Genomic DNA, 24,842 nt, shown 5'->3' on the forward strand with positions numbered 1-24,842 from the left:
CGCCGGGGAGTAGCGCCGCTATCCGGTCCGAAGTGGAGTGGGTTTAGCGATCTCTCCGTGAGAGCCTTGGCGGTATGGGGGATGCGTCGGCCGGACAGGCTGTTCGGAGGTTTCTGGCGGCGATCCGTGTCGGTGACGTCTGCCGTGGGACAGTCGTTGCAGTTGCTCGGTCCGGGATGTCGGTGGTCCTGGACGGCTTCACCGACCGGCCGCTCGGGACGGTGGGGCCGTTGGATGGTTCCTGGTGCCGGCGCTTCTCCGACGTCGCTGCGGTCGGGCAGAGGGTCGCCGGCGAGGTGATGGCGATGGATCTCGATGCGGGACGGGTGCAACTGTCGATGGCGGCCATTGAGAATCCGGAGCTCTGGGCGTTCCTCAAGCGGCTTCGTCATGGTGAGGTCCTGTCCGGCACGGTGGCGGCGATCGAGTCGTTCGGGGTCTTCGTGGCATTGGACGAAGGGCCTGAGCATCCGGTGTATCCCGGCGTCGGCTTCATCACGTATCCCGAGCTGTCGTGGCGTCGTTTCGAGGCGGCGTCCGACGTCGTTGAGATCGGGCAGCGGGTGTCGTGCGAGTTCTTGCAGTTCGACACATGGAACGGGGAGGCTCGGCTGTCTCTGCGGGCGATGCAGCCGGACCCCTTCCTGGCGTTCGTCGACGGCATCGTGGTGGGACAGAGGCTGGGTGGGCAGGTGACGAAGCTGGTGCCGTTCGGTGTCTTCGTGGAGGTCGCCGACGGCATCGAGGGCCTGGTGCATCTGTCCGAGCTGAGCTCGGTGCCCGTGGCGGCGCCTGAGGATGTCGTACAGGTCGGCGATCAGCTGACGGTTGTCGTCACGGACGTCGACCGCGAGCGACGCCGGCTGTCGTTCTCTCGGCGACAAGCTTGAGCGGTTGCGGTTCGGACCGTGCCCGCAGATGGACACCAGCATCCAGATCGGCCCGACGGGCAAGAAGCTGCTGCCGTTGACGGTCAAGAACGCGGATCCGTCGCCGGCGTCGAGCGGCCACACGCACTGAGGCGGGCGAGGCACTCGATCGGGTGCCGTCGATTCCCTCCCGGCCGGGCCACCGTCACCGCATATCCACTGGCCGCCGGTGAGCGGGCGGAGGCGCGTGCCCCCGCCCGCCGGGTGGTCAGGGAGCGTCGATGAGGCCGTACTTCGGCACGGTCACCGAGCGGGCCCCCGGCGTGCCGCCGAGGACGACCTTGCGGTACGTGACGTTGTTGGCCGTGCTCTGCTCCTTGAGCCGGTTGTCGGGGTTGGCGATGACCTGGATGTAATAGGTGCCGTTCGGCAGGTCCGTGACGTCGAAGGACTGACCCGGCCGGTACTGGCTGTAGGTGTCGCCGTTGCCGACGTCGAGCACCTCGCGCACCGAGACGGCGGTCTCCTCACCGCAGGCGGTGGCGAGGTCGGTGTTGTACGGGTGCCAGTTGGCGTTCTTCACCGTGTAGTCGATGGCATCGGTGTTGGCCAGGCAGAACGCCTCCTTGCCGCTGCGGACGATCTCCTTCTTGTCCGCGCCGAGCAGCCGGTAGCTGGCGAAGTCGCTGAAGTGCCAGTGCTGGTGGCCCTCACGCGGGTCCCACTCCATGGTGCCGGTGGGCGTGTACCCGACCTGCTTGCCCTTGGCGTCGTAGAAGTACTGGTACGCGTCCATCTTCTCCGCGCCGGGCTTGCGGAACCCGTCCACGACCAGCGGCGAGGGGCCACCGTTCCAGACGGTGGCGCTGAAGGCGAGGTAGTCCTTGCTGGCGACGGCACCCGCTCCGCCCTCGGCCCCGTCGGTGATCGCGATGCCGTACGCGGGGAGGGCACGCAGGTCGGGCTTGGGCATGGCGGCGGCGACGGCCGCCTTGCCGACCGGGCGTCCGGCGGCCGGCTTCGGGCTCTTCGACGTGCTCTTCTGCCCGCGCCTGGCGCCGGCCAGACCCTGGCCCCCGCCGGAGTCCTGCTGGCGGACCGTCACCTTGATGGTCTGGGTCTTGTCGGGTATTCCGAACAGGTCGCGGTACTTCTTCGCCACCGACACCTTCGCGGTGTAGACGCCGGCGGGCAGGTCGATCGCGTCGTCCCCACGGAAGCCCTGGGACGTGGCGGCCGCCCAGCCCTTCTCGACACCCCACACCCCGCCGAGCGCGAACGGGTTGTCGGAGCAGCCGTCGGGGTACTTCGAGGTGGCCGGGGCATCCGGCCGGATCCGGCCCGCCCGGTTGTTCGGGCAGAACGACTGCGTGGTGTCGACCTTCTTCGCCCCCGACTCGTCGCTGATGCTGACCTTGAGGAAGCCCGGCAGCCCCGAGAAGTCCTTCACCAGGCCCTTCGGCAGGGTCTTGGTCACCGTCCGGCCGCCGGAGCGGATCACCTGCGACGCGACGACAGGGTCGTTGTAGGACTTGCGCGTCACCCGCAGCTCGAACGGTCCCCCGTCGACCGTGATGTAAGTGCCGAGGTCCAGGTAGATCCCCGGCTCGCCTTCCCATCGGTCGACGGTCACCGCGGGCGTGGCGGAGATCAGTTCGAGCTTCGGCGTGCCCGCCGGTGTAGCGGCTCCCGCGCCGGGCGCGGCGAGGGTTCCGGCGGCGCCGACGGTGAGGGTGGCAGCGGCGATGACCGCCGAACGCCGTAAGGCATTGGGGTGGTGTCTGGTCATGGGTGCTCTTTCTGCGTCTGGTCGGGACGAGTCGTGCACGTCTTGCAGGCACGGAAGGATGTGCTTGTGTGCCATCTGTGAAAAGGCCGAAAATTCGGCTCAGGTTGCCTGACGACCTGAAGTCGCTCTGAACGGCAGCTCGTTGCCGCAGTCGACTCGGCGGTCGGCGACCGTCTGTGCGGCTGTCCACACCGCGGATGGCGGCGGGCCGCAGCAGGAGGTGCCGGGCAGCATCTGCCTGGCTGAGCGCAACCACCAGCAGTACCTCTCGGGCAGCAAAAACCCCGGTGGGTACTGCGGTTTGGGCGGGACGACGGTCAAGCCATGTACCCCGTTCGGTACATGCGGGGGAGACGCCGTGCCCGACAAAATCAGTGGCCTCCTGCACCGGCTGACCCCACGCTGTACGGCATGGAACAACCGCAACGCGGGATCCGTGCGGCCTATACGGATTCCACGATCACCGTCTACCAGGCGTACTCCCCGGAAATCGGCCTGCCCGCCGTTCGCGAGGGCCGATTCCCCACGGTGTGGAAGCGCGACAGAATGACGTGGATCAAGCCGTCGTTCCGGTGGATGATGTACCGCTGCGGCTGGGGCGCCAAGGAGGGACAGGAGACCGTGCTGGCTGTCGAGATCAGCCGTGACGGCTTCGATTGGGCGCTGCGCAACGCGTGTCTGTCGAGCTACGCCCGCGGGGTGCATGCCGACCGAGCCGCCTGGCAGCGTCAGTTGAAGCGGGCGCCCGCCCGCGTGCAGTGGGACCCCGAGCGGGATCTGCACCTGCAGCCCCTGCCGTACCGATCTCTGCAGCTCGGCCTTTCCGGTGAGGCCGCACGACGCTACGCGGACGAGTGGGCGGTCGCCATCCGCGACGTCACACCCCTCGCCCACGAGATCCACGCCCTCGTCCGCAGCGGTGACCTGGACTCGGCCAACCGACTGCTGCCCCAGGAACACCCCTATCCCGTTGAAGGCGCATTCCTTGCCCATCTACAGGGATGACGGCCTGATCCGTCTGTCCGCACTGTGGCAGCACCAGTTCCCCGAGGGGCCTCCCGTCGCCCACGAACTGCGCACTGCATACAGCGACCGTTGGGTGCGCTTCCACAGTCTCCCGGGCTCGAAGCGTTACCCGGAGACCGAGGACGAGTACGGCATCGCCCTCCACCGGTACAACACGATCCTGGACGAACTCTTCGCAGGCACCGACGTCTACGTCATCACCGTGGCCTGGTCCTGGGCACCGGACGGACCGGAACGCCCGCTGCGACGGCACGAGGTGCACCCCCAGGGCACCCGATGGACGACGCTCGCGTACGACGACGATCCCGACCCCGAACTCCACAGCCACACGCATCTCTACGCTGATCGCCGCCCCTGGCGACCAGGCACGGTCGACGACATCCTCCGGGAAGTGGCGGACGACGTACTCAGCGGAGTGATCATCACCGACAGCGGACTCAGCCGCATCCACCATCCGTACGACGGCGGCGCGGACGTCATCGCAACGAGCTCCGCGGAACGCGACCGAATGCGTGACAGCCACCGACCCTGGCTGCCTCGAAACCCCGCCGGCCTTTGAAACGGCGAACGGGGAACGACCAGCCGCTCCCCGATCGAGAACCACAGGACCCGCCATCCCCCTGTGCGGGGGGGGAACCGAACAGGGTGGGTGGGCGTCCTGAAGGCCATGATCAACGGTGTGAGGATGGCGGCACACGGGTGGAGACGCGGGGTGGCGGCTTCAGCAGTCGCGGTTGCGGCAGCCGTGGTTCTGGCCGGGTGCGGGAGCAGCACGCCGCAGCCGGTCGGAGATCCTGATCCGGGCGGACGGTTGCTTGCGGCGATCAAGCCGGTGCTTGCCGTCGCTCCAGCGGGGGCGCACATCTCTTCTAGGTACGCAGTCAAGCCGATGTGGGACTCCTGCGACGGGATGGCGTCCACCTACGGCTGGGACGAGCCGACGGTGGACTTGGCGTTCACCGGCGGTGGCACGGACGCGCAGGTCGTCGCGCATCTGAAGTCAGCCCTGCGAAAGTTGGGCTGGACCTTCGATACCGCGAACTCCGCCCCCACCGGGCCTTGGTACTGGCACCGGACTGTGGCCAGGAACGTCCAGGGCACCGTGCAACTGCTCGGCGGTTCGGCCTTCAGCCCCTCCGACTGGGACCTCCAGGCCACCACTCCTCCGGCTGTCCACCCGGTCACCGGCTGCTGACACCGTTCCCCACCTCCTGCAACCCCTTGCCGGTTCGATGTTCGCGTTGTCGGACGGCACCGGCGCTGGATGGGCCCGAGACGGGCTGTCAGCCCCTTCCGTCGATGGGTTTTGACTCCCGTGGCGGGGTGGCGGGGGTGTCAGGTGTCAGTCGGCGTGCAGATGGCAAAGGGATGGTCGACAGACGCGATCAGCCGACCGCCGGGCCTGAGTACGCGTCGCAACTCGGCCAGCGCCGGCCCCCAGTCCTCCATGCAGTGCAGCACCAGGGACGCCACCCGCAGGTCCGTACCGTCGCCGAGCCAGCTCCAGCATCCCGGCACTCGCGTCGAAGCCACTCACGACGGCGCCACGGTCGCGCAGCGCCGCGAACAGGGGACCGGAGCCGCAACCGGCGTCGAGGATCCGCCGGCCGGCCACGTCTCCGGCGAGGGCCGGCATCGCGGGCCGCTCGTAGTAGGCATTGTTGAGGTCGGTCTCGTTCTCGGCCGTGTACGCCTCGGCGAAGCTGCTGTAGTCGTTGACCTTCGGCGGATCCACAGTCACCGCGGACGGCGAAGTGCGCCCGGTGGAGCTCGCGCGGTCGTGGTGCTCGTTCGAGATCATGGTGCGGGAGACGTGCGCTGCATCAGTTCAGTTCCTGGCAGCTCCCGACCGCCCTCACTGCCTCGAAGAGCCGACAAGGAGGAGGAGACCGGGTTGCCCCTGCCCATGGGCGCGGTCGACCTCCCGAACCAGGGGCGGGGTGGCCGCTGTGCTCGCCCCTGTCGGCGCCTCGTGGCCCCGCCCTCCGGTGCGACGGGCTCTTGGCTCAGCCGGCGCCCGGGCCGTAGAGCGCGGCGATGTTCTCGGACGTCGCCCACCGGCTGTAGGTGGGGGACTGGGGCCAGCCCTCGGGTGAGTCCTGCCATTCCTCCTGACGTCCGTACGGCAGCAGGTCGATCAACGCGAAGCTGTGGCTGAGCTGCTCGGTGCCCCGGCCGTCGGTGTGCCAGGTGCGGTAGACGGTGTCGCCGTCGCGGAGGAACACGTTGACGGCGAATCCTCCGCCGGGCGGTGCGCCGACGTCGGACCCGAACGGGCTGTTCGCGGTCGAGTACCACGTCATCCGGTTGCCGACCCGCTGCTTGTAGGCGAGTGCCTCCTTGATGGGGCCCTGGGTGACGACGACGAACCGTGCGTCGTAGTCGTCCAGGAACTCCAGGCGGGTGTACTGGGAGGTGAACCCCGTACAGCCCGAGCAGTGCCATTCCTTGTCGGCGAACCACATGTGGTTGTAGACGATCAGCTGCCGCTTGCCCTCGAAGACGTCTGCCAGGCGTACGGGGCCGTCCTCGCCCTCGAGTGTGTAGTCGGGCATCTCGACCATCGGCAGGCGGCGACGCTCGGCGGCGACGGCGTCCAGTTCCCGGGTTGCGGCCTTCTCCCGGGCACGCAGTGCCACGAGCCGGTGTTCCCAGGTCGCGGCGTCGACGACGGGTGGTAGCGCGTGGTCGGTCATGGTTCCCTCACGGATCTCGTGGGTGGCTTCGGCTTGTGCGGAGGCAGACCGCACAGGGCTCCGGAACTCATCGGTCGGCCGGCCGGCAGAGGTCTTCGCCCGCGAACGCGGCGGAGGACGCCCGTCCGGATCAGGCTCCGAGGAAGGCCGGGAGGTCGCCGCGGGTCGGGTAGTTCGGCAGCGGCGCCGGCTGGTCCTGGAGGAACGCGGTGATGACGGCGACGGCTCGTTCGTTGTTGTCGTCGAGGCCGTTCCACATGTGGTGTCCGACCCCGGGCATGTACTGCGTGCGCCGGACGCCGGGGTCGTCGGCGAGGACGGCAGTCGCCCATTCGCGGACCTGGGAGGAGCACTCGGCGATCATCAGCATCGCGGGGGTCCGGGAGTGCCTCAGCCGCGGGGCGATGGAGGGTGAGTCCCTGACCGTCTGCTGGATGCGGAGGCTGGCCGCGGGGCTGAAGGAGAAGTTCTGCGCCGTGTCCTCGGCGGGGATGCGGTGCGCGTCGCGCGCACAGTAGCCGGACGCGGTGTCGCTGCCGAGATCGGCGGCGGTGAAGGCGTTGTCGCCTTCGGCCTGTCCGACCAGTCCGGTGTCGGGGGTGAGCAGCCCCAGCCGCATGAGGCCGAACGCGACGGCGTAGCGGGGGACATGCGTCGACCGTGGTCCGGTCGTCGCCGGCGCGAGGCCGCGGGCGGATCGGCGGCCCTTGTGCCCGGCGATCCGCGCGGTCGGGCCGTCCATCGGGCCGGGCTCGGCGATGATCGCCCGGTGCAGGCGTGCGGCCGTGTGCCGGTCCGCCAGGGCCCGGGTGAGGATGACGGCCCCGGAGGAGAATCCGAGGATGTCCACCTGGCCCCGGCCCAGGTGGTCGATGAAGGCGGCGAGGTCGCGGACCGACCTGGAGATCGTGTACTGGTCCATGGGAAGCAGGTCACTGCGTCCGCCGCCGGCCTGTTCGTAGGCGTAGACGTCGTAGCCCTGTCGCGCCAGGAGCCGCAGGAACCGGTGGTCGAGCAACGAGATGCCGCGGACCGGCCCGCCGTTGAGGTACACGAGCGGAATCGGGTGCCGGGTGCCGGTGTGCGCGGGCGGGTAGTGGTACACCGCGACCCGGCTGCCGGTGGCCAGGCTCCAGTGCTGTGTGGCCACGGACGGCAGGTCAGGCGGGTATTGCCGCGCCGTCGGGACGGTGGCGATGCAGACCGACGCCGTCAGGGCTGCGGCGACGACCACCGGCAGGAACGTCATCAGCCGTGCCGGCCCCGGGCGGCGCCGGCCTCGCCAGAGTGCGGCACACGTTGCGATTCCCAGGGTCGTCGACCACGCGGGGAGCCCTGAATCCGCCCCGTTCGTGACGACGAGCAGCGTGAGAAAGACGACGAGCAGCGCCGCGACCGCTGCCAGGGCAAGGAGTAAGCGGCCTGTGAAGCGGCCTGTGAAGCGGACAAGGCGTTTGGCGGACGTAGACATTCTGATTCCCCCATCTGTTTCAGAACGCTGTTTCAAAACGACGTTATCAGAGCGGGTAGGCTGCTCGTCGTGGGTAGGCCGAGGACGAACGACGAGACCGTCAAAGAGCGGCTTGTGGCGTGCGCGACCGAGATGCTCGCCACCGGTCCCCGGGAGTCGGTCACGGTGCGTGCCGTGGCCGCGGCCGCCGGAGCGTCGACGACGGCGGTGTACTCCCTGTTCGGGGGCAAGGACGGACTGATCGGCGAGGTGCGCGACAGGGCGGTCGTCGGTCTGTTCCAGGGGCTGTCGGCGGTGCCCGACTCAGGGCAGGCCCTGGCGGACATCTACGCGCTCGCCGTCGCGTACCGGCGTTGGGCCGGCGAACACAGCCATCTCTACGCGGTGCTGTTCGGCGGGGTGCAGTCTTTCGATCCGTCGGGCGCCGTCGGCATCGGCGATCCGATCAGGCCGCTCCTCGCGGCGATCGACCGCGCGTCGGCCGAGTCCGTCCTCGAGGGAGAGGGGACGTCGATCGCCCTCTCTGTCTGGGTGACCCTGCACGGGCTTGTGACGCTCGAACTGGCAGGGGCTCTCGACGCCGCCACCGTCGAGGCCACATTCCGGTCGACGATCGACGCCACCCTCCGCGGCTGGATGACCCCCACGGCGTTCCGCAGCATTCGGCGTGCTGAAGCAGCCACGTGACAGCGGTCGCGGGCGACTCCGGACGTGCGCGGCGAGTTCGTGCGGCGGCAGCCTTCGCTACCCCGGGTGGCTCCGTGCTTGTGCGTTGGTACGCGGATCTGAGCCGGTTGGTGTGCGGTCGCAGATGGACGACCACATCCGGATCGGCCCGACCGGCATGAAGTCGCTGCCGCCGACGGCCAAGAGCGTGCCGTGCCGTGGGCCGGTGATGCGAGGCGTCCTGGTGACTGCCCCGGGGCACGTCATCCGCCCGCGGTGTCCTCTGTCTCCCAGCGCAGCAGGTCGCCCGGCTGGCACACGAGCACCTCGCAGAGCGCGGCGAGGGTCGCGAAGCGCACCGCCTTGGCGCGGCCGTTCTTGAGGACCGCCAGGTTCGCGGGCGTGATCCCCACCCGGTCCGCGAGCTCGCCCACGGACATCTTCCGCTTGGCCAGCATCACGTCGATGTCGACGACGATCGGCATCAGATCACCTCGTCCAACTCGGCCTGCATCTGCGCCGCTTCGACGTCGCGCGCGACGGCCTGGGCGAGCAGCATCCGCAGGACGAGCACGATGAGCGCGACCCCGAGAATGGCCACGCCGATCCCGCCCATGATGACCGTGACACCCGGGTCGTCCCGCTGGCCCGGCGCGTTGATCGCCGTGACCGCGAACCACATGAGGGCGGCCGCCACGATCGCGCCGATCACGCGGTCCACGTACCGGAAGGCGGCGTGGGAGAAGACGGTTCCGCGTCGCACCATCGTCACCAGCCGCCATACGGAGACCAGGGCGACCTGGGCCGACACCATGCCCAGGATCGTGATCACCCGCAGCGGTGTCAGCGGGAGCGACCCGTCCTCCGGGTCGTTCCCGCTCACCAGCGTCCACACCATCCCTGCCTGTACGAACACGGTGCCGGCGAGCACCACCGTGAGCACGGCGCGCAGCGCACGCACTGTCAGCTTTCCCACGACCCCGTCCTTCCATCGAGTTGCGATGGAAATCTATCGAAAGTCGATATGTCGCACAAGGGGTGGACACAAGGGCTGGGCACAGGGGCTGGGGTGTTGGAGGGCGAGTCCTTTTAGGAGATCAGGATGCCGATGCCGTCGCCGAGCAGCTTGAGGCCGAGGACGAAGAACAGGACCGCCATCACGGCGACGTTGTGCTGGGCGGCCCAGTCCTTCCAGTTGCCGAGCGTGGTCTTGGCCCGCTCTCCGCCGAGCAGGTAGACCGTCAGCGGGGCCAGCAGGCCGAGGGTCGCGATCACGACGAAGATCGCCAGCGCTGCGATCTGCTGCCCGACCGGCAGTCCGGCCGAGCCGATCGCGGCGCCCGCGGCGATGGTCAGCGGAGCGTTCTTGGCGTTGAGCGCGGCCAGGGCCAGACCGAGCGCGAAGACCTTGACCGGCGTGAGGCGGTCGATCGCGCTCATCCACTTCGGCAGCCGGGCCTCCGACGGATCCCTCGGGCGCCGGTGCCACTGCCGGGCGCCGAAGACGACGAGGAACAGGCCAAGGGCCAGCTTGAGGGCCCCCACCCAGGTGGCCGGGTGATTGTGCGCGGAGGCGTTCGCGGGGGAGGCGATCGCCAGCATGATCGCGCCCAGCGCCGAGAGTCCCAGGATCCAGCCGACGGTGAAGAGGACTCCGTTGAGGCGTCCCCGAGGCGTGGCGAGGATGAGGATGACAGCGATGATCGGGAGCGGGCTGACCGCGACACCGGCCGCAAGCCCAAGGATGTCACCGAGAACCTTGCCCATGATCGCCTCCAGGTGGGGGCAGAGCGGCTGCCGCGTCGGGCGACCTCTGCCGGGCGACCTCTTACGGAGCGGGTGACCCGGCTGCCCGGCCGTCCGGCCGGCGCCGGTCCGCGGCTCGGCCGGACGTTCCCGGCTGCTGAGCGTCTCGTCGGCCCGACAGGCCCGTACTCCATGTTCCTGCGCCCCGGCGAGTCTGTCCTCGTGAGCTGTCCGGAGTTCCGAGGGGAGAGCGGGCGGCCACGGTCCGCGGCGCCCGGTGGATCAGGCCGACGACCTGGAGAGGAGGGGCGTACTGTCCTTCGTCCCCTGGCGGGTCACCGCCGAACACGCGCCCCTGGGCGACATCATGCGGGCCCGCAAGGAGGGAGGTCTGCCGACAGTCCTCCATCGCCCGTCGGGCACAGGGTGAACCGGCAGTCGCGCACCGGGCCCCTGAGCGCCGACGATCTACTCGGTCTGGTCCGGTCCGGTCTGGTCCGGGATGCCGTTCCACCGGGTGGGTGACAGACTGAGGTTCTTGAGCCGGGGGACCGTGGCGGAGAGCTCGGGGCGGAGAGTCCGGGGCGGAGAGTCCGGGGCGGCCCCGGCCAGCCCCGTTCTGCGCGTCGCAGCAACAATTCGGTCCCGTTCGCCCGCCAGTCGGCCAGAGGGCAGTCGGCCAGCCGGAAGTGCGGGAGCCGGGAACCAGGAACCGTCCGTGACCTCCGGGGCTCGGTACTCCCCGGAGGAATCCGCTCCGCTGAGCGTCGATCCGTACAACGACTTCCTGCAAGGGGTCGGCAGGGCCGACGAGTTGGGCGGCACCGGCGGGCGCGGAGGTGGTCATGGCTGGTGAGTCGAGCGAAGCGCACGGGGAACTGGCCGGGCAGACAGTCGTCGTGGTGGGCGGCAGCGCCGGCATCGGTCTGGAGACGGCGCGGCAGGTGCGGGCCGCCGGCGGTGACCTGGTGCTCGTGGCACGCAACGCCGAGCGCCTGCAGCGGGCCGCGGACGAACTGCGCCCGCTGACCACGGCCGTGCTCGACGCCCAGGACACCGCACACCTGGAGCGTTTCCTCGGGGAGCTGCCCGGACGGGTCGACCATGTGATGGTGACGGCGGGCAGCCCGTCGTACACACCCCTCGGCGAACTCGATCTGACCCGTGCCGCCCAGGACTTCGGCGGACGTGTCGCGATGATGCTGGCGGTGGCGCGGGCGGGCCGGGAGAAGGTCAGAGCCGGGGGAACGCTGCTGTTCATCGGCGGCACCGGTGGCCGGCGGCCCGCGCCCGGGATGGCCGTGGTGGGCGCCGTCACCGCGGCGCTCCCGGCGCTCACCGCCAACCTGGCACTGGAGGTCGCCCCGGTCCGGGTCAACCTCATCGCGGCCGGGTTCGTGGACACGCCCCTGTCCGCCGCCCTCCTCGGTGACCGACTGGAGGCGCGCCGCGAGGAGTTGCGCAAGACGCTGCCCATCGGCCGCGTGGTCGGCCCGGCGGACGTCGCCGCCCTCGCCCTGCACATCATGGTCAACGACGCCCTCACCGGCGCCACCTACGACATCGACGGCGGTCAGCAACTGCTCCCACACTGACCGCCCGCCCCCGCCGGTATCCCCTACGGCCCTGTAGCCCCACAGCCCCACAGCCCCACAGCCCCACAGCCCCACAGCCCCACAGCCCCACGCCCCTACGAGACGGGAGGCGCAAGTCATGGACATGAAACTGGAGGTCGTCGTGGTGCCGGTGGCCGACGTCGACCGCGCCAAGGACTTCTACACCGCACTGGGCTGGCGGCTCGACGCGGACGTCGCCGGCGACGGCGACTTCCGGGTCGTACAGGTGACCCCGCCCGGCTCCCCGGCGTCGGTCATCTTCGGCTCGTCGGTCACCGACCAGGCTCCGGGCTCGGCCCAGGGCCTGCACCTGATCGTCGACGACATCGGTGCCGCCCACGACGACCTGGCCCGGCACGGTGCCCGCCCGAGCGACGTGTTCCACGACGCCGGCGGGGTCTTCCACCACGCCGGCACCGATGCCCGGGTGGCCGGCCCCGACGGCAGCTACGGCTCCTTCCTGTCGTTCAGCGATCCGGACGGCAACGGCTGGCTCCTCCAGCAGGTCACCGCCCGGCTCCCCGGGCGGCTGGACCCCGCGACCACCACGTTCTCCTCCGCCGACGACCTGGCGAGCGCCCTGCGCCGGGCCGCCGCGGCGCACGGCGAGCACGAGGCTCGCACCGGCGGCGAGGACCCGGACTGGCCGGACTGGTACGCGCGGTACCTGGTGAGCGAGCAGGCCGGGACCGCCCCGCCCGCGTGAGCCGGACACCGGCCGGGACTACCCCGCCCGCGTAGCCGGTACCGGCCGCAGGCGCGCCCCCGACCTGCTGTGATGTGCCCCACGGGCTCTTGTCGTCAGCCCTACGGCGTACCTAAATTCGGTTATATGTCCGACAAAGATGCCTCCCGCCCCACCGAGCCGGTCGAGTTCTCCGTCGACCTCACGGGTCACGAGATGACCCGCAGGGCGCACGTCATGGCGGCGCTCGGCGACGACTGGGACCCCGTCGAGATGGTGCGGGGCGAGGAGGAGGCCTACGACATGCTGTACTCCGGCCTCGATCCGGAACAGCAGCGGCTGTACGACACCCTCCTCGCCGCCGGCGTCCTTCCGCGCCGCGGTGACGCCGGCGACCGCGGTGACCGCCGTGACCGCGGGGATGCCACCGACTGACCCGCGCGCCGCGGCCCCGCCGTACGACCTGAATCACCCGCGAGGCGCTACGACCTGAACCACCCGCCTGGGGTGAGGACGGCCCGGGCGGTCGGCGGGAGGCTGGCAGGGCCGCTGTGACAGGCGGACCGGCCGGTGCGAAGGGCGGATGGGTCATGGGTGACGACGGAGCCGACCGCATCGCGGAGTTCATCGAGCCCCTGCGGGTCGAGCCCGGCAGCAAAGTGCGGCTGGCCGAGGACTTCGACCCCGGCTTCCGGGCCGGCATCCGCAAGAAGAAGGACGGCGTCGAACTGCTCCGCAGCGGTATCGAGCAACTGGCCGACTACCAGCGACGGCTGGCCGCCCAGGACACCTACGGAGTGCTGCTCTGCCTGCAGGCACTGGACGCCGGCGGCAAGGACGGCACCATCCGCCACGTCATGAGCGGAGTCAACCCGCAGGGCGTGCGCGTCGTCGGCTTCAAGGTCCCCTCGAACGACGAACTCGACCACGACTACCTGTGGCGCTACTCCCGGAACCTGCCCGGCCGCGGTGAGATCGGCATCTTCAACCGCTCCCACTACGAGGAAGTGCTCGTGGTCCGGGTGCACCCGGACAACCTGCGCCGTCAGAAACTGCCCGACGCGGCCCGCGGCCCGGACGTGTGGGAACGGCGCTACCGCGAGATCAACGACTGGGAGCGCTATCTGACCGACAACGGGTTCAGGATCGTGAAGATCTTCCTGAACCTGTCGAAGGAAGAACAGCGCACCCGTTTCCTCAAACGCATCGACGTACCCGAGCGCAACTGGAAGTTCTCGTCGGCCGACGTGCGCGAACGGGCCTACTGGGACGACTATCAGCGGGCGTTTTCACAGATGTTGTCCGCGACCAGTACGCGATGGGCGCCCTGGTACGTCGTTCCCGCCGACCACAAGTGGTTCGCCCGGGTGTGCGCGGCCGCCGTCCTGGTGCACACCCTGATGGACATCGATCCGCAGTACCCGCAGGTCAGCGACGAGAAACGGCGTGAACTGGCCCAGATCAGGGAGGACCTGGAAGCGGAGGCACCCGCGGGTGCGGCCCCGGATCCGTACGCGGCGGCAGAGAAGAAGAACAAGGCGAAAATCAAGAAAAACAAGAAAAATAAGAAGGCGTCTTCATGACCGCGCCGGCAGACGCCCCGCAGGACCGGGCGGACGGCGGCGGGCCGTGGTACGCGCGTCCGCCGGAGCAGGTGGCCGCCGCCTTCGACGTGGATCCGGCCGCCGGACTGTCCGGCTCCCGCGCCGCGGAACTGCTGCGGACACACGGCCCGAACGCACTGCCGGAGGAGAAACCGCTGCCGGGCTGGCGCCGTTATCTCGCCCAGTACCGCAGCTACATGCAACTGGTCCTGGTCGCCGCCGCCGTCGTCTCGCTCGTCATCAAGGAGTGGAGCACGGGGATCCTGCTGCTCGTCCTGACCGTCGTCAACGCGGTCGCCGGGATGCGCCAGGAGGGCAAGGCGGACAGCGCCATGAACGCGCTGAAATCGATGATGAAGGCCACCGCCCGGGTGCGCCGGGACGGCACCGAGTCGAAGATCCCGGCCGAGCAGGTCGTACCGGGTGACGTGGTGCTGCTCGCGGCGGGCGACGAGGTGCCGGCGGACGGCCGCGTCGTCACGGCGAACGCCCTGCAGATCGACGAGTCGGCACTGACCGGGGAGAGCGTGCCGGCCGCCAAGGAGGCGACCACGCTCACCGACGCCGACCTGCCGCCGGGGGAGCGCCGGAACATGGCGTTCATGAACACCCCCGTCACCCACGGCAGCGGCACGATGGTGGTGACCGCCACCGGCGCGGACACCGAACTCGGCCGTATCTCGGGCATGCTGTCGACCACCCGCCGGGAGGCCTCGCCGCTGACCCGGGAGATGGACCGGCTCACGCTGTGGATCACCGCGACGGCCGGCGTGACGATGATCCTGATGTTCGTACTCGGCCGCGAGCGGGGCACGGGGTGGGACGCGCTGTTCGTCAGCGCCGTCTCGCTGGCGATCGCCGCCATCCCGGAGGCCCTGCCCACCGTCTCCCAGACGATCCTGTCCATCGGCGCCGTCGACCTGTCCCGGCGCCGCGCCATCGTGAAGGACCTCCCGTCGGTGGAGGCACTGGGGTTCACCTCGGCGATCAACTCCGACAAGACCGGCACGCTCACCATGAACCAGATGACGGCCGTCGAGGTCGTCGACGCCGGCGACCGCTACACCGTCTCCGGCACCGGCTACGGCCTGGAGGGCAGGATCCGGCACCCGGTGGGCAGCGCCCCGGACATGACCGACGTGATCCTGCCCTACCTGGTCGCCAACGACGCCCGGCTGGTGGACGGCAAGGTCGTCGGCGACCCCACCGAGGGCGCCCTGCTGGTCCTCGGCCACAAGGCCGGCCTGGACGTCGACGCCACCCGGGAACGGCTGCCCCGGCTCGCCGTACTGCCCTTCGACCCCGCCTACAAGCTGATGGCCACCTTCAACCGGGCCACCGACGAGAGCGGCCGCCCCGTCGTGCGCTGCTTCGTGAAGGGCGCGGCGCCCGCCGTGATGGACCGCGCCGCCACCGCACTCCGACAGGGCACGGCCGTCCCCTGGGACGACGAACTGCGGCAGCGGGCCCAGGAGCAGGTCGAACGGATGGGCGGCGAGGGACTGCGGGTGATGGCCGCGGCGCGCCGCGACCTCGACCCGGCGGCGTTCGACCCGGACGGCGACCTGCTCGGCCACGTCACCGACCTTCAGATGACCAGCCTGGTCGGGATGGTCGACCCGCCGCGCGCCGAGTCGAGGGCCGCGGTCGCCGACGCACAGGCCGCGCACATCAGGGTCCGCATGGTGACCGGCGACGACGTCGTCACCGGCGCCGCCATCGCCCGGCAGCTCGGCATCGACGGGGAGGCCGTGCTCGGCGCGGACTTCGCCGCCCTACCGGAGAGCGAACGGCTCGCCCGGATCGACGGCATCGGCGTCGTCGGCCGGGTCGCACCCGAACACAAGGTGCTGCTCGCCGAGACGCTGAAGAAGAAGGGCGGCGTCGTCGCCATGACCGGCGACGGCGTCAACGACGCGCCCGCGATCAAGGCGGCCGACGTCGGCATCGCCATGGGCTCCGGCACCGAAGTCGCGAAGAACGCCGGCCGCATGGTTCTCGCCGACGACAACTTCGCCACGATCGTCTACGCCGTCGAACAGGGCCGCAAGATCTACGACAACCTCACCAAGTACATCCGGTTCGTCCTCGTCCTGCTCGTGGTGTTCGTGCTGACGTTCCTCGGCGCGACCCTGTTCGACATCGCCGCCGGGGAGCCGTTCACCCCGGCGCAGGTACTGTGGATCCACTTCTTCGTCAACGCGGCCTTCGGCTTCGCGCTCGGCTTCGACCGGCAGAGCCCCGGCCTGATGGCCCGCCGCCCGCGACCGCGCGGCGCACACGTGCTCACCCGGGGCGTCGTGCTCACCGTCGGACTGTCCGGCCTGGTGATCACCATCGGCCTGCTCTGCCTGATCGACCTCGGCAGATCCCGCTACGACAGCGTCGCGATCGGCCAGTCCATGGCGTTCACGTCCTTCGCGCTCTGCCTGATCGTGGCCGCCCTGGAGTGCCGCAGCGAACGCGACACCGTGCTCACCACCGCCAGTTTCGACAGCAAGCAGATGAACCGGGCCATGTTGATCGAGTTCGTCCTCGCGATCCTGGTCACCCAGATGGACGCCTTCCGCAGACTGCTCGGCACGACCGAACTGAACCTGGCCCAGTTCGGCTGGACGCTGCTCCCGGCGCTGGCGCTGCTGGCGCTGTGGGAGATCGGCAAGTTCCTCGCCCGCTGGAACGGCATGCCGGTCCCGCGGACATGACGCGCCGCCGACCCGATCCTCCGGACCGCGTTTTCCGGGTTTTCCGGCTGCCGACGAAACCGTGACACGACCGCCATGGAAGCCGCGCAGGACCGGCCGCACAATCAGGGAATCCGAACACCGGTGAACAGGCGAACAGCGGAACGCGGGCGCACGACGGGGGAGTTGGCGGACATGGAACTGGAACTGGGATACGACCTGCTGGGCAGCCGACTGCGCAGCATCGGAGAGGTCGAGCTCACCTACGGCCGCTGGGGCGGCCGGCCCCGCACGCTCGGGCCGCATCCACTGGAGTACGACATGCTCGGCAGCCGGCTGCGCCGGATCGGCGACCTCGAGATCGGCTACGGCCGCCTGGGCACCGTTCCCAGAACGTTCGGGACCTGGGACGTCGACTCCACCGCCTGGTCGGGGATCCCGCGGCGCATCGGGCCGTACCCGATCGACCACCCCCGGCTCAGCGGCCGGGTGCGCGGGATCGGCCCGCTCTCCGTCGAGTACGACCTGCTGAGCAGCCGGCCCCGCCGCGTCGTCCTGCCCGCCGGGCTGCACGCCCTTCCCGACGACCTCCTGCGCGTCCTCTTCCTGGTCCTGCACCTCCAGACGGAACGCAACAAGAGGAACTCGTCCTCCGCCGCATAGGCCGCCCGGACAGGCGAAGGCCCGCCGGACGGTTCCGGCGGGCCTTCGGGATGTCGGCAGGTCAGACGGCGGCCGCGACCTTCGGGTTGGCGCCGTACTGGTTGTCCTCCGGCTTGCTGTCGGACGCGAGCCAGACGAGCAGGATGATCCAGCCGACCAGCGGGATGATGCCGATCAGGATCGACCAGCCCGAGCGGCCGGTGTCGTGCAGGCGGCGGACCGCGACACCGAGGCTGGGCAGGAGCACCGCGAGGTTGTAGATCGCGGCAAGGGCAGCGAAGTGGATGGCGTTGCCGACGACGGCGAGCACGATCGCGATGACCAGGTTGATCAGCGCGAACATCCAGTACTCCTTGCGGCGCGCGCGTCCGCTGAACACCACGTACTTCTTCAGTACGTCCACGTACCAGTTCATTACTCGTCCCCCAGGGATCAAGGCGTGATTGTGCGCACAGCAAATCAAGCCGACGTGGCCGGTTCCATTCAGATTGGCGTGAGCGGGTCAACCGTTACCGTCTCGCCGCCGATCGGTGATCAAGGGCGGCCGATCGCATCCGCGCGGTACCCGATAGCGTCTCTCCGGCCATGGACATGCAGAAACGGCCCCAGCGGCCGCCGCAGGCACAGCACCCCGAGGGATGCCTGGTCGTCGCGGTCAGAATCCCCGTGCGGATCTTCGTGTTCCTGGTGGTGCTGCCGGTACGCCTGCTCTGGGACGTGTTCACCGCCGCCGCACGGTTCCTGTGGCGATACGTCCTCGCCCCGGTGGGACGCGTGGTCGGCTGGATTCTCCACCGACTCCTCGTCGTACCTCTGATCTGGCTGTACCGCCACCTGCTCACCCCCCTCGGCCACGCCCTCGTATGGCTCTACGCGCGCGTGCTCACCCCGACCGGCCAGGCGCTCGTGCGGTTCCTCGTGTGGTTCCACGCGCGCGTGCTCACCCCGATCGGTCACGCGGTCGTGTGGCTCCTCACACCCGTCGCCAAGGCCGTGGCCTGGTTGTCCGACATGCTCGGCACCGCCCTGTACTGGACCGCGCGGGTGCTCCTCGTCCTGCCCGCCGTCGCCCTGTGGCGCTGGGTCCTCGCCCCGGCCGGCCGCGTCCTCGGCATCGTCCTCAGGGAGATCGGGGAGGCCCTCGGCCACGCCTGGCGGGCCGCCGGGTACGTCGCACGGGCCGCCGGACGGGTGCTCGGGACCCTCTTCCGGTGGATCTTCCTGGAACCCGCGCGGTGGGTGTACCGGACCGTCCTCACCCCGGTCGGACACGTCGTGCGCGACCTCGTACTGCACCCTGCGGCCGAGGCCGCACGCGCGATCGGCCGCGCCGTACGCCAGGCCCGCGCCGACCTCCGCCGCGCCCTCTTCGGCGAACCGACGCGGCCCGCGCCCGTGGACCGCCGGGAACCCGGGGGCCGCGACACACGTACTCTTGATGGATAGCAGTACACAGCCGTGCGGCCGACAGCGGTACGGCCCTCGCACAAGAACCACGAAGGACTGACGACACTGGGCAAGCGACAGCCCGAAGGCCCGCCGCCCGCACCCGCGGTGCAGCGCATCCGACTGCGCTACACCAAGCGCGGCCGCCTCCGGTTCACCAGCCACCGTGACTTCCAGCGCGCCTTCGAGCGTGCGCTGCGCCGCGCCGAGGTGCCGATGGCGTACTCGGCGGGGTTCACACCGCACCCGAAGGTGTCGTACGCCAATGCCGCACCCACCGGCACGGGCAGCGAGGCGGAGTTCCTGGAGATCGCGCTCACCGCACCCCGCGACCCGGAGCGGCTGCGCGCCCTCCTCGACGAGTCCCTGCCCGCCGGGCTCGACATCGTCGACGCGGTCGAGGCACACACGTCCGGACTCGCCGACCGGCTCACCGCATCCGTGTGGGAGCTGCGGCTGCCCGGCGTGGACCCGGCACAGGCCGAACAGGCCGTCGCCGCGTTCAACGGCGCCGAGACCGTCGAGGTCCAGCGCATGACCAAGAACGGCGTCCGCACCTTCGACGCCCGCCCCGCGGTCGTGCAACTTGAAACACAGAGTGAAACGGCTGATAGGCCGACCGACCAGCCCTGTGCGATACTGCGGCTGGTTGTTCGGCACGTGACGCCTGCCGTACGACCCGACGACGTCCTGTCCGGTCTCCGCGCCGTGGCCGACCTGACGCCGCCGGTCCCCGCAGCGGTGACCAGGCTGGCGCAGGGGCTGCTCGATGAAGAGACCGGCACGGTGACCGACCCGCTCGCGCCCGACCGCGAGGCAGCTCAGGCCCTTTCGAAGGCCGAACCCGCTGCCGCCGCGACGGCGTCGGCGTAAGGAAGGTCCCGCGAAGGACGGACGTCGTAGCGCAGCCCTCGTACTCGGGAGCCACCTGGGTCGGGCAGCGCACCGACCAGAAGACTTTCGCCAGGCCGTCCGCGACAAGGCGTACGGAACCGGCGAGACAGGACACAGAAAGCTCCTGTGCGGCGCCCGCGCCCCACACGGCGGCACCGCGCACCGCGCGAGCCGCGGACGTCACCGGCGGTCGCTCGACCGATCGACGCCGGACCAGGCGCGGCGCCCGGGAGCCTGACGGGAGAAACGCCCGCATGCTCGAACCGACCGAGCCCACCGAGGGCTCCGAACTGAACACCCCCAGCGACACCCTGCCGCCGCGCAGGCGTCGCCGTGCCGCGTCCCGCCCCGCGGGACCGCCCGCCGGGACCGAGGCCGTGGCAGAGACCGCGGCGCCGGCCATACCGGCCGCCGAGCCCTTCGAATCCGCCGCCGAAGCGACGGAAGAGGCCGCCGAGACCCCTGAGACGGTCGAGGCTGTCGAGGTCGTCGAGGAGGCCGCTTCGGCTCCGCGTACCCGCCGCCGTGCCACCCGCCGGGCGTCCGCGCCCGCCGGTGCGCCGGCCGCCGCCGAGACCGAGGGCGCCGAGGCCGCGGAGACCGCCGCGCCCGCCGCTGCGGCAGCCGCGACCGAGCCCGCCCAGGGCACCGTCGAGTCCGCTGAGGTCGTCGAGGAGGCCGCGCCGGCTCCGCGTACCCGTCGCCGCGCGACCCGCCGGGTGTCCGCGCCCGCCGCTGCCCCGGCCGCCGTCGAGGAGCCCTCCACCGTGGCCGAGGCCGAGCAGGCACAGCCCCAGGAGACCCCTGAGACGGTCGAGACAGCCGAGGCTGTCGAGGTCGTCGAGGAGGCCGCGCCCGCTCCGCGTACCCGCCGCCGTGCCACCCGCCGGGTGTCCGCGCCCGCCGAGGCCGGTGAAGAGGCCGCGGTCACGACCGTGGCCGCCGAGGCCGCAGCGGTGGTCGAGGCGCCTGAGGCCGAAGAGGCCGTCGACGTCGTCGAGGAGGCCGCTTCGGCTCCGCGTGCCCGTCGCCGTGCGACCCGCCGGGTGTCCGCGCCCGCCGGCGTGCCCGAGGCCGCTGCCGCCGAGACGGCCGCCGCTGCCGTCGAGGAGGAGCCGCAGGAAGCGGCCGTCGCCGAGGCCCCGGCCACCGAGTCCGTCGAGGCCGAGGCACCGCGCCGGTCCCGGCGTCGCGTCGTGCGCCAGGCCGCCATCGGGTTCTCCGAGCCCGCCGCCCCGGCCGCCGCCGAGGAGGAGCCGCAGCGCCGCCCGGCCCGCCCCGCCGTCGCCGTCTTCCAGGCACCCGTGTTCGCCGAGCCGAAGTTCCAGTTCCAGACCCCCCAGCGCGCCGCCGCCGAAGCGGCCGCCGAGGCCGCAGGCGCCGAGGAGCCCGAGGAGTTCGGGACCGCCACGGATTCCACGGCCACCGCTTCCGCCACCGCCGCTTCCGCGACCGCCTCTGCCGACTCCGCTTCCACGGCGTTCGCCGCGGAGCCGGCCGAGCAGGCCGAGGCCGGTTCGCGCCGTCGGCGCCGCCGCCGGGGCGCCGTGGAGGAGGCCCCGGTCGCCGAGGCCGCGGCCGAGGACGAGAGCGAGGAGCCGGAGGAGTCCGTCGAGGACACCGCCGACGGCGAGGACGAGGCCGAGGAGTCCGGCTCCCGCCGGCGCCGCCGTCGCGGTGGCCGGCGCCGCCGCCGCGGTGACGCCTTCGACGGCGAGGGCGCCGAGGACGGGACCGACGAGCTCGCCGCCGAGCAGGCCGAGCAGGATGCCGAGGACACCGCCGAGCAGGAGGAAGAGGACGACGAGGAGGCCCACGACGAGGCCGGCCTGTCCTCCTCCAGCAGCCGCCGTCGTCGGCGCCGCCGCCGGCGCGCCGGGGACACCTCCGGTGACGTCGAGTCCGGCGAGGGCGACCCGGAGCGCACGGTCGTCAAGGTCCGCGAGCCCCGCAAGCCCTCCGAGCCGTCCGACGAGGTCCAGTCCATCAAGGGCTCGACCCGCCTGGAGGCCAAGAAGCAGCGCCGCCGCGAGGGCCGCGAGCAGGGCCGCCGGCGCGTCCCGATCATCACCGAGGCCGAGTTCCTCGCCCGCCGCGAGGCCGTCGAGCGCGTGATGGTCGTCCGTCAGCACGGCGACCGCACCCAGATCGGCGTCCTGGAGGACGGCGTGCTCGTCGAGCACTACGTCAACAAGGAGCAGTCGACCTCGTACGTCGGCAACGTCTACCTGGGCAAGGTCCAGAACGTGCTGCCGTCGATGGAGGCCGCCTTCATCGACATCGGCAAGGGCCGCAACGCCGTGCTCTACGCCGGTGAGGTCAACTTCGAGGCGCTGGGCATGGCCAACGGCCCGCGCCGTATCGAGTCCGCCCTGAAGTCCGGCCAGTCCGTCCTCGTCCAGGTGACGAAGGACCCGATCGGCCACAAGGGCGCCCGCCTGACCAGCCAGGTCTCCCTCCCCGGCCGTTACCTCGTGTATGTCCCCGAGGGCTCGATGACCGGCATCAGCCGCAAGCTGCCCGACACCGAGCGGGCCCGGCTGAAGACCATCCTCAAGAAGATCGTCCCCGAGGACGCGGGCGTCATCGTGCGCACCGCCGCCGAGGGCGCGAGCGAGGACGAGCTGCGCCGCGACGTCGAACGGCTCCAGGCGCAGTGGGAGGACATCCAGAAGAAGTCGAAGAACGGCAACGCCCCGACGCTGCTGTACGGCGAGCCGGACATGACCGTCCGGGTCGTCCGCGACATCTTCAACGAGGACTTCTCCAAGGTCATCGTCAGCGGTGACGAGGCCTGGGAGACCGTCTACGGCTATGTCGCGCACGTCGCGCCCGACCTCGCGGGCCGGCTGTCGAAGTGGACCTCCGAGGTCGACGTCTTCGCCACGTACCGGATCGACGAGCAGCTGTCCAAGGCGCTGGACCGCAAGGTCTGGCTGCCGAGCGGCGGTTCGCTGGTCATCGACCGGACCGAGGCGATGGTCGTCGTCGACGTCAACACCGGCAAGTTCACCGGCCAGGGCGGCAACCTCGAGGAGACCGTCACCAGGAACAACCTGGAGGCGGCCGAGGAGATCGTCCGCCAGCTGCGGCTGCGCGACCTCGGCGGCATCATCGTCATCGACTTCATCGACATGGTCCTGGAGTCCAACCGGGACCTGGTGCTGCGGCGCCTGCTCGAATGCCTCGGGCGGGACCGTACGAAGCACCAGGTGGCCGAGGTGACCTCGCTGGGGCTGGTCCAGATGACCCGCAAGCGGGTCGGACAGGGCCTGCTGGAGTCGTTCTCCGAGACCTGCGTGCACTGCAACGGCCGTGGCGTCATCGTCCACATGGAGCAGCCCAGCTCCGGCGGCGGTGGCGGCGGCAAGCGGAAGAAGCGCGGGCGCGGCGGCGACGGACACGAGCACGACCACGACGTGCACGAGACGCACGAGGTCGTGGCCGACGGGGCCGTCGAGCACGCCGAGGCCGTCCACGTCGTCGAGACGGCGGCGGAGGTCGCGGCCGAGGTCGCCGTGCCCGTGGCGCTGTCCGCGCCCGACTTCGCGCCGGACGAGGAGCTGTACAGCAGCGTCGCCGAGGCGGAGGCCGCGGCCGGCCGCGGCCGTACCCGCCGTCGGGCGAGCCGCCGGGCCTCGGCTCCGGCCGGCGCGCCCAGGGAACGCCGTGCGGCACGGCGGGAGGCCGAGGCCGAGGTGGCGTCGGCAGCGGTGCCGGCCGCCGAGGTGCACGCCGAGCCCGTCGCCGTCGAGGACCCGGTGGTCGAGGCTCCGGTGGCCGAGGCCACGGAGACCGTGGTGGCCGAGGTGACCGAGGTGGCTCCGGCCGCCGAGGAGGCCGCACCCGCGGGCCGTACGCGTCGGCGTGCGACCCGGAAGGTGTCGGCGCCCGCCGGTTCCCCCGCGGGAGCCGAGGCCGCCGCGGTGACCGTCGTCGCCGAGAGCGCCCCGGCCGCTGCCGAGGAGCCCGTGGCCGAGCCGGAGGCGGTGGCCGAGCCCGAGGCGACCGAGCCCGCCGCTCCGGCCCGTCCGCGCCGGCGTGCGGTCCGCAAGGCCACCGCGCCGACCGCGTCGGAGGAGACGGCCGTCGTGGTCGTACCGTCCGCGGAGACGCCGGCGGAGACCTCGGCGGCTGCCGAGGAGGCCTCCGCCGAGGCTGCCGAGGAGACCGTCGAGGAGGCCGCTCCGGCCAAGAAGACGGCCCGCAAGACGGCTGCCAAGAAGACCGCGGCGAAGAAGACGGCCGCCAAGAAGACCGTTGCCAAGAAGACGGCCGCGAAGAAGACGACGACGGCCAAGAAGGCGGTCAAGACCGCCAAGACGGCCGCCGCCAAGTCGACGGCGAAGAAGACCACCACGGTCGCCACCGCCTCCGACGAGGGCTGACACCCGGGCGCGGGGCCGGTCCACGTGACCGGCCCCGCGTCTTTCGGGACCCCGGTCCGAGTGACCGGCCCCACACCACCCGGGGCCCGGTTTGACCCCCTCGGCCACCGCCCCGTAACCTTGACCGTCGGCGTGTCCATGGATATGAGGACGTGCCACATCCCCGTAAACCTCTTCCTCCGGAGCACACGGTGTTCCGGAGAGGCCGCCCGTCTTCGTCGGGCGGCTGGACTGCGGGGGTGCCGTTCCCGAGCGAGAGAGTGAGATCCGCGTGTACGCCATCGTGCGCAGCGGTGGTCGCCAGCACAAGGTTGCTGTCGGCGACATCGTTGAGGTTGACAAGATTTCCACCGCCAAGGTTGGCGACACGGTCGAGCTCTCGACCCTGCTCGTTGTCGACGGCGACGCTGTGACCAGCGACCCGTGGGTCCTGGCCGGCATCAAGGTCCAGGCCGAGGTCGTGGACCACCACAAGGGCGTCAAGATCGACATCCTTCGCTACAAGAACAAGACCGGCTACCGCCGTCGTCAGGGCCACCGCCAGCAGTACACGGCGATCAAGGTCACTGAGATCCCCGCGGCTGCGAAGTAAGGGACTG

Annotated in this window: 23 protein-coding genes and 1 pseudogene; 16 read left to right on the forward strand and 8 right to left on the reverse strand. The window is 70.8% G+C overall.

Annotated features, from left to right (window positions below; all coding sequences use genetic code 11):
• Positions 1-74 precede the first annotated feature (74 nt).
• Positions 75-890 carry a S1 RNA-binding domain-containing protein gene (locus ABZ887_RS27665; RefSeq protein WP_361294433.1) on the forward strand — a complete coding sequence of 272 codons (816 nt, stop codon included), beginning with the start codon at positions 75-77 and terminating at the stop codon, positions 888-890.
• A 247-nt stretch (positions 891-1,137) separates the two neighbouring features.
• On the opposite strand, the gene ABZ887_RS27670 is transcribed toward ABZ887_RS27665, so the two are convergent.
• A complete protein-coding gene (locus ABZ887_RS27670) occupies positions 1,138-2,658 on the reverse strand; it encodes a lysyl oxidase family protein (protein WP_361294436.1) in 1,521 nt (506 codons plus the stop codon).
• A gap of 411 nt (positions 2,659-3,069) precedes the next feature.
• Between ABZ887_RS27670 and ABZ887_RS27675 the strand changes: the two genes are divergently transcribed.
• The 3 genes from ABZ887_RS27675 to ABZ887_RS27685 all read left to right on the forward strand — a co-directional run bounded on the left by ABZ887_RS27675 (position 3,070) and on the right by ABZ887_RS27685 (position 4,879).
• Positions 3,070-3,663: a DUF4291 domain-containing protein gene (locus ABZ887_RS27675; protein ID WP_361294439.1), complete on the forward strand. Its 594-nt coding sequence runs from the start codon at positions 3,070-3,072 to the stop codon at positions 3,661-3,663.
• Positions 3,644-4,243, forward strand: coding sequence for a hypothetical protein (locus ABZ887_RS27680; RefSeq protein WP_361294442.1), 600 nt, complete (start codon positions 3,644-3,646; stop codon positions 4,241-4,243). The genes ABZ887_RS27675 and ABZ887_RS27680 overlap by 20 nt, the downstream gene beginning before the upstream one ends.
• Positions 4,244-4,573: 330 nt before the next feature.
• Positions 4,574-4,879: a hypothetical protein gene (locus tag ABZ887_RS27685; protein ID WP_361294445.1), complete on the forward strand. Its 306-nt coding sequence runs from the start codon at positions 4,574-4,576 to the stop codon at positions 4,877-4,879.
• A gap of 140 nt (positions 4,880-5,019) precedes the next feature.
• Here the strand turns inward: ABZ887_RS27685 and ABZ887_RS27690 are convergent.
• The 3 genes and pseudogenes from ABZ887_RS27690 to ABZ887_RS27700 all read right to left on the reverse strand — a co-directional run bounded on the left by ABZ887_RS27690 (position 5,020) and on the right by ABZ887_RS27700 (position 7,629).
• Positions 5,020-5,485, reverse strand: a pseudogene (locus ABZ887_RS27690) (class I SAM-dependent methyltransferase).
• Positions 5,486-5,690: 205 nt separating this feature from the next.
• On the reverse strand, positions 5,691-6,380 hold the full coding sequence (locus ABZ887_RS27695) for a DUF899 family protein (protein WP_361294448.1): 690 nt from the start codon (positions 6,378-6,380) through the stop codon (positions 5,691-5,693).
• A 130-nt stretch (positions 6,381-6,510) separates the two neighbouring features.
• Complete coding sequence (locus ABZ887_RS27700) at positions 6,511-7,629, reverse strand: alpha/beta hydrolase (protein ID WP_361294451.1); 1,119 nt, start codon at positions 7,627-7,629, stop codon at positions 6,511-6,513.
• A gap of 291 nt (positions 7,630-7,920) precedes the next feature.
• Between ABZ887_RS27700 and ABZ887_RS27705 the strand changes: the two genes are divergently transcribed.
• Positions 7,921-8,538, forward strand: coding sequence for a TetR-like C-terminal domain-containing protein (locus ABZ887_RS27705; RefSeq protein ID WP_361294454.1), 618 nt, complete (start codon positions 7,921-7,923; stop codon positions 8,536-8,538).
• Between the two features lie 242 nt (positions 8,539-8,780).
• Here the strand turns inward: ABZ887_RS27705 and ABZ887_RS27710 are convergent, their stop codons facing one another.
• The 3 genes from ABZ887_RS27710 to ABZ887_RS27720 all read right to left on the reverse strand — a co-directional run bounded on the left by ABZ887_RS27710 (position 8,781) and on the right by ABZ887_RS27720 (position 10,284).
• A complete protein-coding gene (locus ABZ887_RS27710) occupies positions 8,781-9,002 on the reverse strand; it encodes a helix-turn-helix transcriptional regulator (RefSeq protein ID WP_361294457.1) in 222 nt (73 codons plus the stop codon).
• The gene (locus tag ABZ887_RS27715; RefSeq protein ID WP_361294460.1) at positions 9,002-9,493 is read right to left on the reverse strand and encodes a DUF2975 domain-containing protein; all 492 of its coding nucleotides are present in this window, start codon (positions 9,491-9,493) and stop codon (positions 9,002-9,004) included. Before ABZ887_RS27715 ends, ABZ887_RS27710 begins: the two co-directional genes overlap by 1 nt.
• 113 nt (positions 9,494-9,606) lie before the next feature.
• Positions 9,607-10,284, reverse strand: a complete 678-nt coding sequence (locus ABZ887_RS27720; RefSeq protein ID WP_361294463.1) for a GAP family protein — start codon at positions 10,282-10,284, stop codon at positions 9,607-9,609.
• 697 nt (positions 10,285-10,981) lie between these two features.
• On the opposite strand from ABZ887_RS27720, the gene ABZ887_RS27725 reads away from it, so the two are divergent.
• The 7 genes from ABZ887_RS27725 (at position 10,982) to ABZ887_RS27755 (ending at position 17,515) form a co-directional block, all read left to right on the forward strand.
• Complete coding sequence (locus ABZ887_RS27725; RefSeq protein WP_361294466.1) at positions 10,982-11,119, forward strand: hypothetical protein; 138 nt, start codon at positions 10,982-10,984, stop codon at positions 11,117-11,119.
• The gene (locus ABZ887_RS27730; RefSeq protein ID WP_361294469.1) at positions 11,109-11,858 is read left to right on the forward strand and encodes an SDR family oxidoreductase; all 750 of its coding nucleotides are present in this window, start codon (positions 11,109-11,111) and stop codon (positions 11,856-11,858) included. Before ABZ887_RS27725 ends, ABZ887_RS27730 begins: the two co-directional genes overlap by 11 nt.
• Positions 11,859-11,976: 118 nt before the next feature.
• A complete protein-coding gene (locus ABZ887_RS27735) occupies positions 11,977-12,585 on the forward strand; it encodes a VOC family protein (RefSeq protein ID WP_361294472.1) in 609 nt (202 codons plus the stop codon).
• Positions 12,586-12,711: 126 nt separating this feature from the next.
• Positions 12,712-12,999, forward strand: a complete 288-nt coding sequence (locus ABZ887_RS27740) for a DUF6400 family protein (protein ID WP_361294475.1) — start codon at positions 12,712-12,714, stop codon at positions 12,997-12,999.
• Positions 13,000-13,154: 155 nt separating this feature from the next.
• A complete protein-coding gene (locus ABZ887_RS27745) occupies positions 13,155-14,147 on the forward strand; it encodes a polyphosphate kinase 2 family protein (RefSeq protein ID WP_361294478.1) in 993 nt (330 codons plus the stop codon).
• A complete protein-coding gene (locus ABZ887_RS27750) occupies positions 14,144-16,873 on the forward strand; it encodes an HAD-IC family P-type ATPase (RefSeq protein ID WP_361294481.1) in 2,730 nt (909 codons plus the stop codon). Before ABZ887_RS27745 ends, ABZ887_RS27750 begins: the two co-directional genes overlap by 4 nt.
• A 174-nt stretch (positions 16,874-17,047) precedes the next feature.
• A complete protein-coding gene (locus tag ABZ887_RS27755) occupies positions 17,048-17,515 on the forward strand; it encodes a hypothetical protein (RefSeq protein WP_361294484.1) in 468 nt (155 codons plus the stop codon).
• Positions 17,516-17,576: 61 nt separating this feature from the next.
• On the opposite strand, the gene ABZ887_RS27760 is transcribed toward ABZ887_RS27755, so the two are convergent.
• Complete coding sequence (locus ABZ887_RS27760) at positions 17,577-17,930, reverse strand: DUF805 domain-containing protein (RefSeq protein ID WP_361294487.1); 354 nt, start codon at positions 17,928-17,930, stop codon at positions 17,577-17,579.
• A 170-nt stretch (positions 17,931-18,100) separates the two neighbouring features.
• On the opposite strand from ABZ887_RS27760, the gene ABZ887_RS27765 reads away from it, so the two are divergent.
• The 4 genes from ABZ887_RS27765 to rplU all read left to right on the forward strand — a co-directional run bounded on the left by ABZ887_RS27765 (position 18,101) and on the right by rplU (position 24,835).
• Positions 18,101-18,961, forward strand: a complete 861-nt coding sequence (locus tag ABZ887_RS27765) for a hypothetical protein (RefSeq protein ID WP_361294490.1) — start codon at positions 18,101-18,103, stop codon at positions 18,959-18,961.
• Between the two features lie 108 nt (positions 18,962-19,069).
• Positions 19,070-19,834 carry a TIGR03936 family radical SAM-associated protein gene (locus tag ABZ887_RS27770; RefSeq protein ID WP_361294615.1) on the forward strand — a complete coding sequence of 255 codons (765 nt, stop codon included), beginning with the start codon at positions 19,070-19,072 and terminating at the stop codon, positions 19,832-19,834.
• Positions 19,835-20,109: 275 nt separating this feature from the next.
• Positions 20,110-24,243, forward strand: a complete 4,134-nt coding sequence (locus ABZ887_RS27775) for an Rne/Rng family ribonuclease (protein WP_361294493.1) — start codon at positions 20,110-20,112, stop codon at positions 24,241-24,243.
• 271 nt (positions 24,244-24,514) lie between these two features.
• Positions 24,515-24,835 carry a 50S ribosomal protein L21 gene (rplU, locus tag ABZ887_RS27780; protein WP_007381993.1) on the forward strand — a complete coding sequence of 107 codons (321 nt, stop codon included), beginning with the start codon at positions 24,515-24,517 and terminating at the stop codon, positions 24,833-24,835.
• Positions 24,836-24,842: the final 7 nt, after the last annotated feature.

The organism is Streptomyces sp. NPDC047061 (genome assembly GCF_040643955.1).
Lineage (GTDB): Bacteria > Actinomycetota > Actinomycetes > Streptomycetales > Streptomycetaceae > Streptomyces.

Bases quoted from the DNA above. Each gene is read 5' to 3' on its own strand.
- ABZ887_RS27730 (WP_361294469.1), top strand. From the start codon at position 11,109: ATGGCTGGTGAGTCGAGCGAAGCGCACGGGGAACTGGCCGGGCAGACA.
- ABZ887_RS27775 (WP_361294493.1), top strand. From the start codon at position 20,110: ATGCTCGAACCGACCGAGCCCACCGAGGGCTCCGAACTGAACACCCCC.
- ABZ887_RS27740 (WP_361294475.1), top strand. From the start codon at position 12,712: ATGTCCGACAAAGATGCCTCCCGCCCCACCGAGCCGGTCGAGTTCTCC.
- ABZ887_RS27755 (WP_361294484.1), top strand. From the start codon at position 17,048: ATGGAACTGGAACTGGGATACGACCTGCTGGGCAGCCGACTGCGCAGC.
- ABZ887_RS27675 (WP_361294439.1), top strand. From the start codon at position 3,070: ATGGAACAACCGCAACGCGGGATCCGTGCGGCCTATACGGATTCCACG.
- ABZ887_RS27750 (WP_361294481.1), top strand. From the start codon at position 14,144: ATGACCGCGCCGGCAGACGCCCCGCAGGACCGGGCGGACGGCGGCGGG.
- ABZ887_RS27670 (WP_361294436.1), bottom strand. From the start codon at position 2,658: ATGACCAGACACCACCCCAATGCCTTACGGCGTTCGGCGGTCATCGCC.
- ABZ887_RS27720 (WP_361294463.1), bottom strand. From the start codon at position 10,284: ATGGGCAAGGTTCTCGGTGACATCCTTGGGCTTGCGGCCGGTGTCGCG.
- ABZ887_RS27700 (WP_361294451.1), bottom strand. From the start codon at position 7,629: ATGACGTTCCTGCCGGTGGTCGTCGCCGCAGCCCTGACGGCGTCGGTC.
- ABZ887_RS27695 (WP_361294448.1), bottom strand. From the start codon at position 6,380: ATGACCGACCACGCGCTACCACCCGTCGTCGACGCCGCGACCTGGGAA.
- ABZ887_RS27745 (WP_361294478.1), top strand. From the start codon at position 13,155: ATGGGTGACGACGGAGCCGACCGCATCGCGGAGTTCATCGAGCCCCTG.
- ABZ887_RS27710 (WP_361294457.1), bottom strand. From the start codon at position 9,002: ATGCCGATCGTCGTCGACATCGACGTGATGCTGGCCAAGCGGAAGATG.
- ABZ887_RS27665 (WP_361294433.1), top strand. From the start codon at position 75: ATGGGGGATGCGTCGGCCGGACAGGCTGTTCGGAGGTTTCTGGCGGCG.
- ABZ887_RS27685 (WP_361294445.1), top strand. From the start codon at position 4,574: ATGTGGGACTCCTGCGACGGGATGGCGTCCACCTACGGCTGGGACGAG.
- ABZ887_RS27765 (WP_361294490.1), top strand. From the start codon at position 18,101: ATGGACATGCAGAAACGGCCCCAGCGGCCGCCGCAGGCACAGCACCCC.
- ABZ887_RS27735 (WP_361294472.1), top strand. From the start codon at position 11,977: ATGGACATGAAACTGGAGGTCGTCGTGGTGCCGGTGGCCGACGTCGAC.
- ABZ887_RS27760 (WP_361294487.1), bottom strand. From the start codon at position 17,930: ATGAACTGGTACGTGGACGTACTGAAGAAGTACGTGGTGTTCAGCGGA.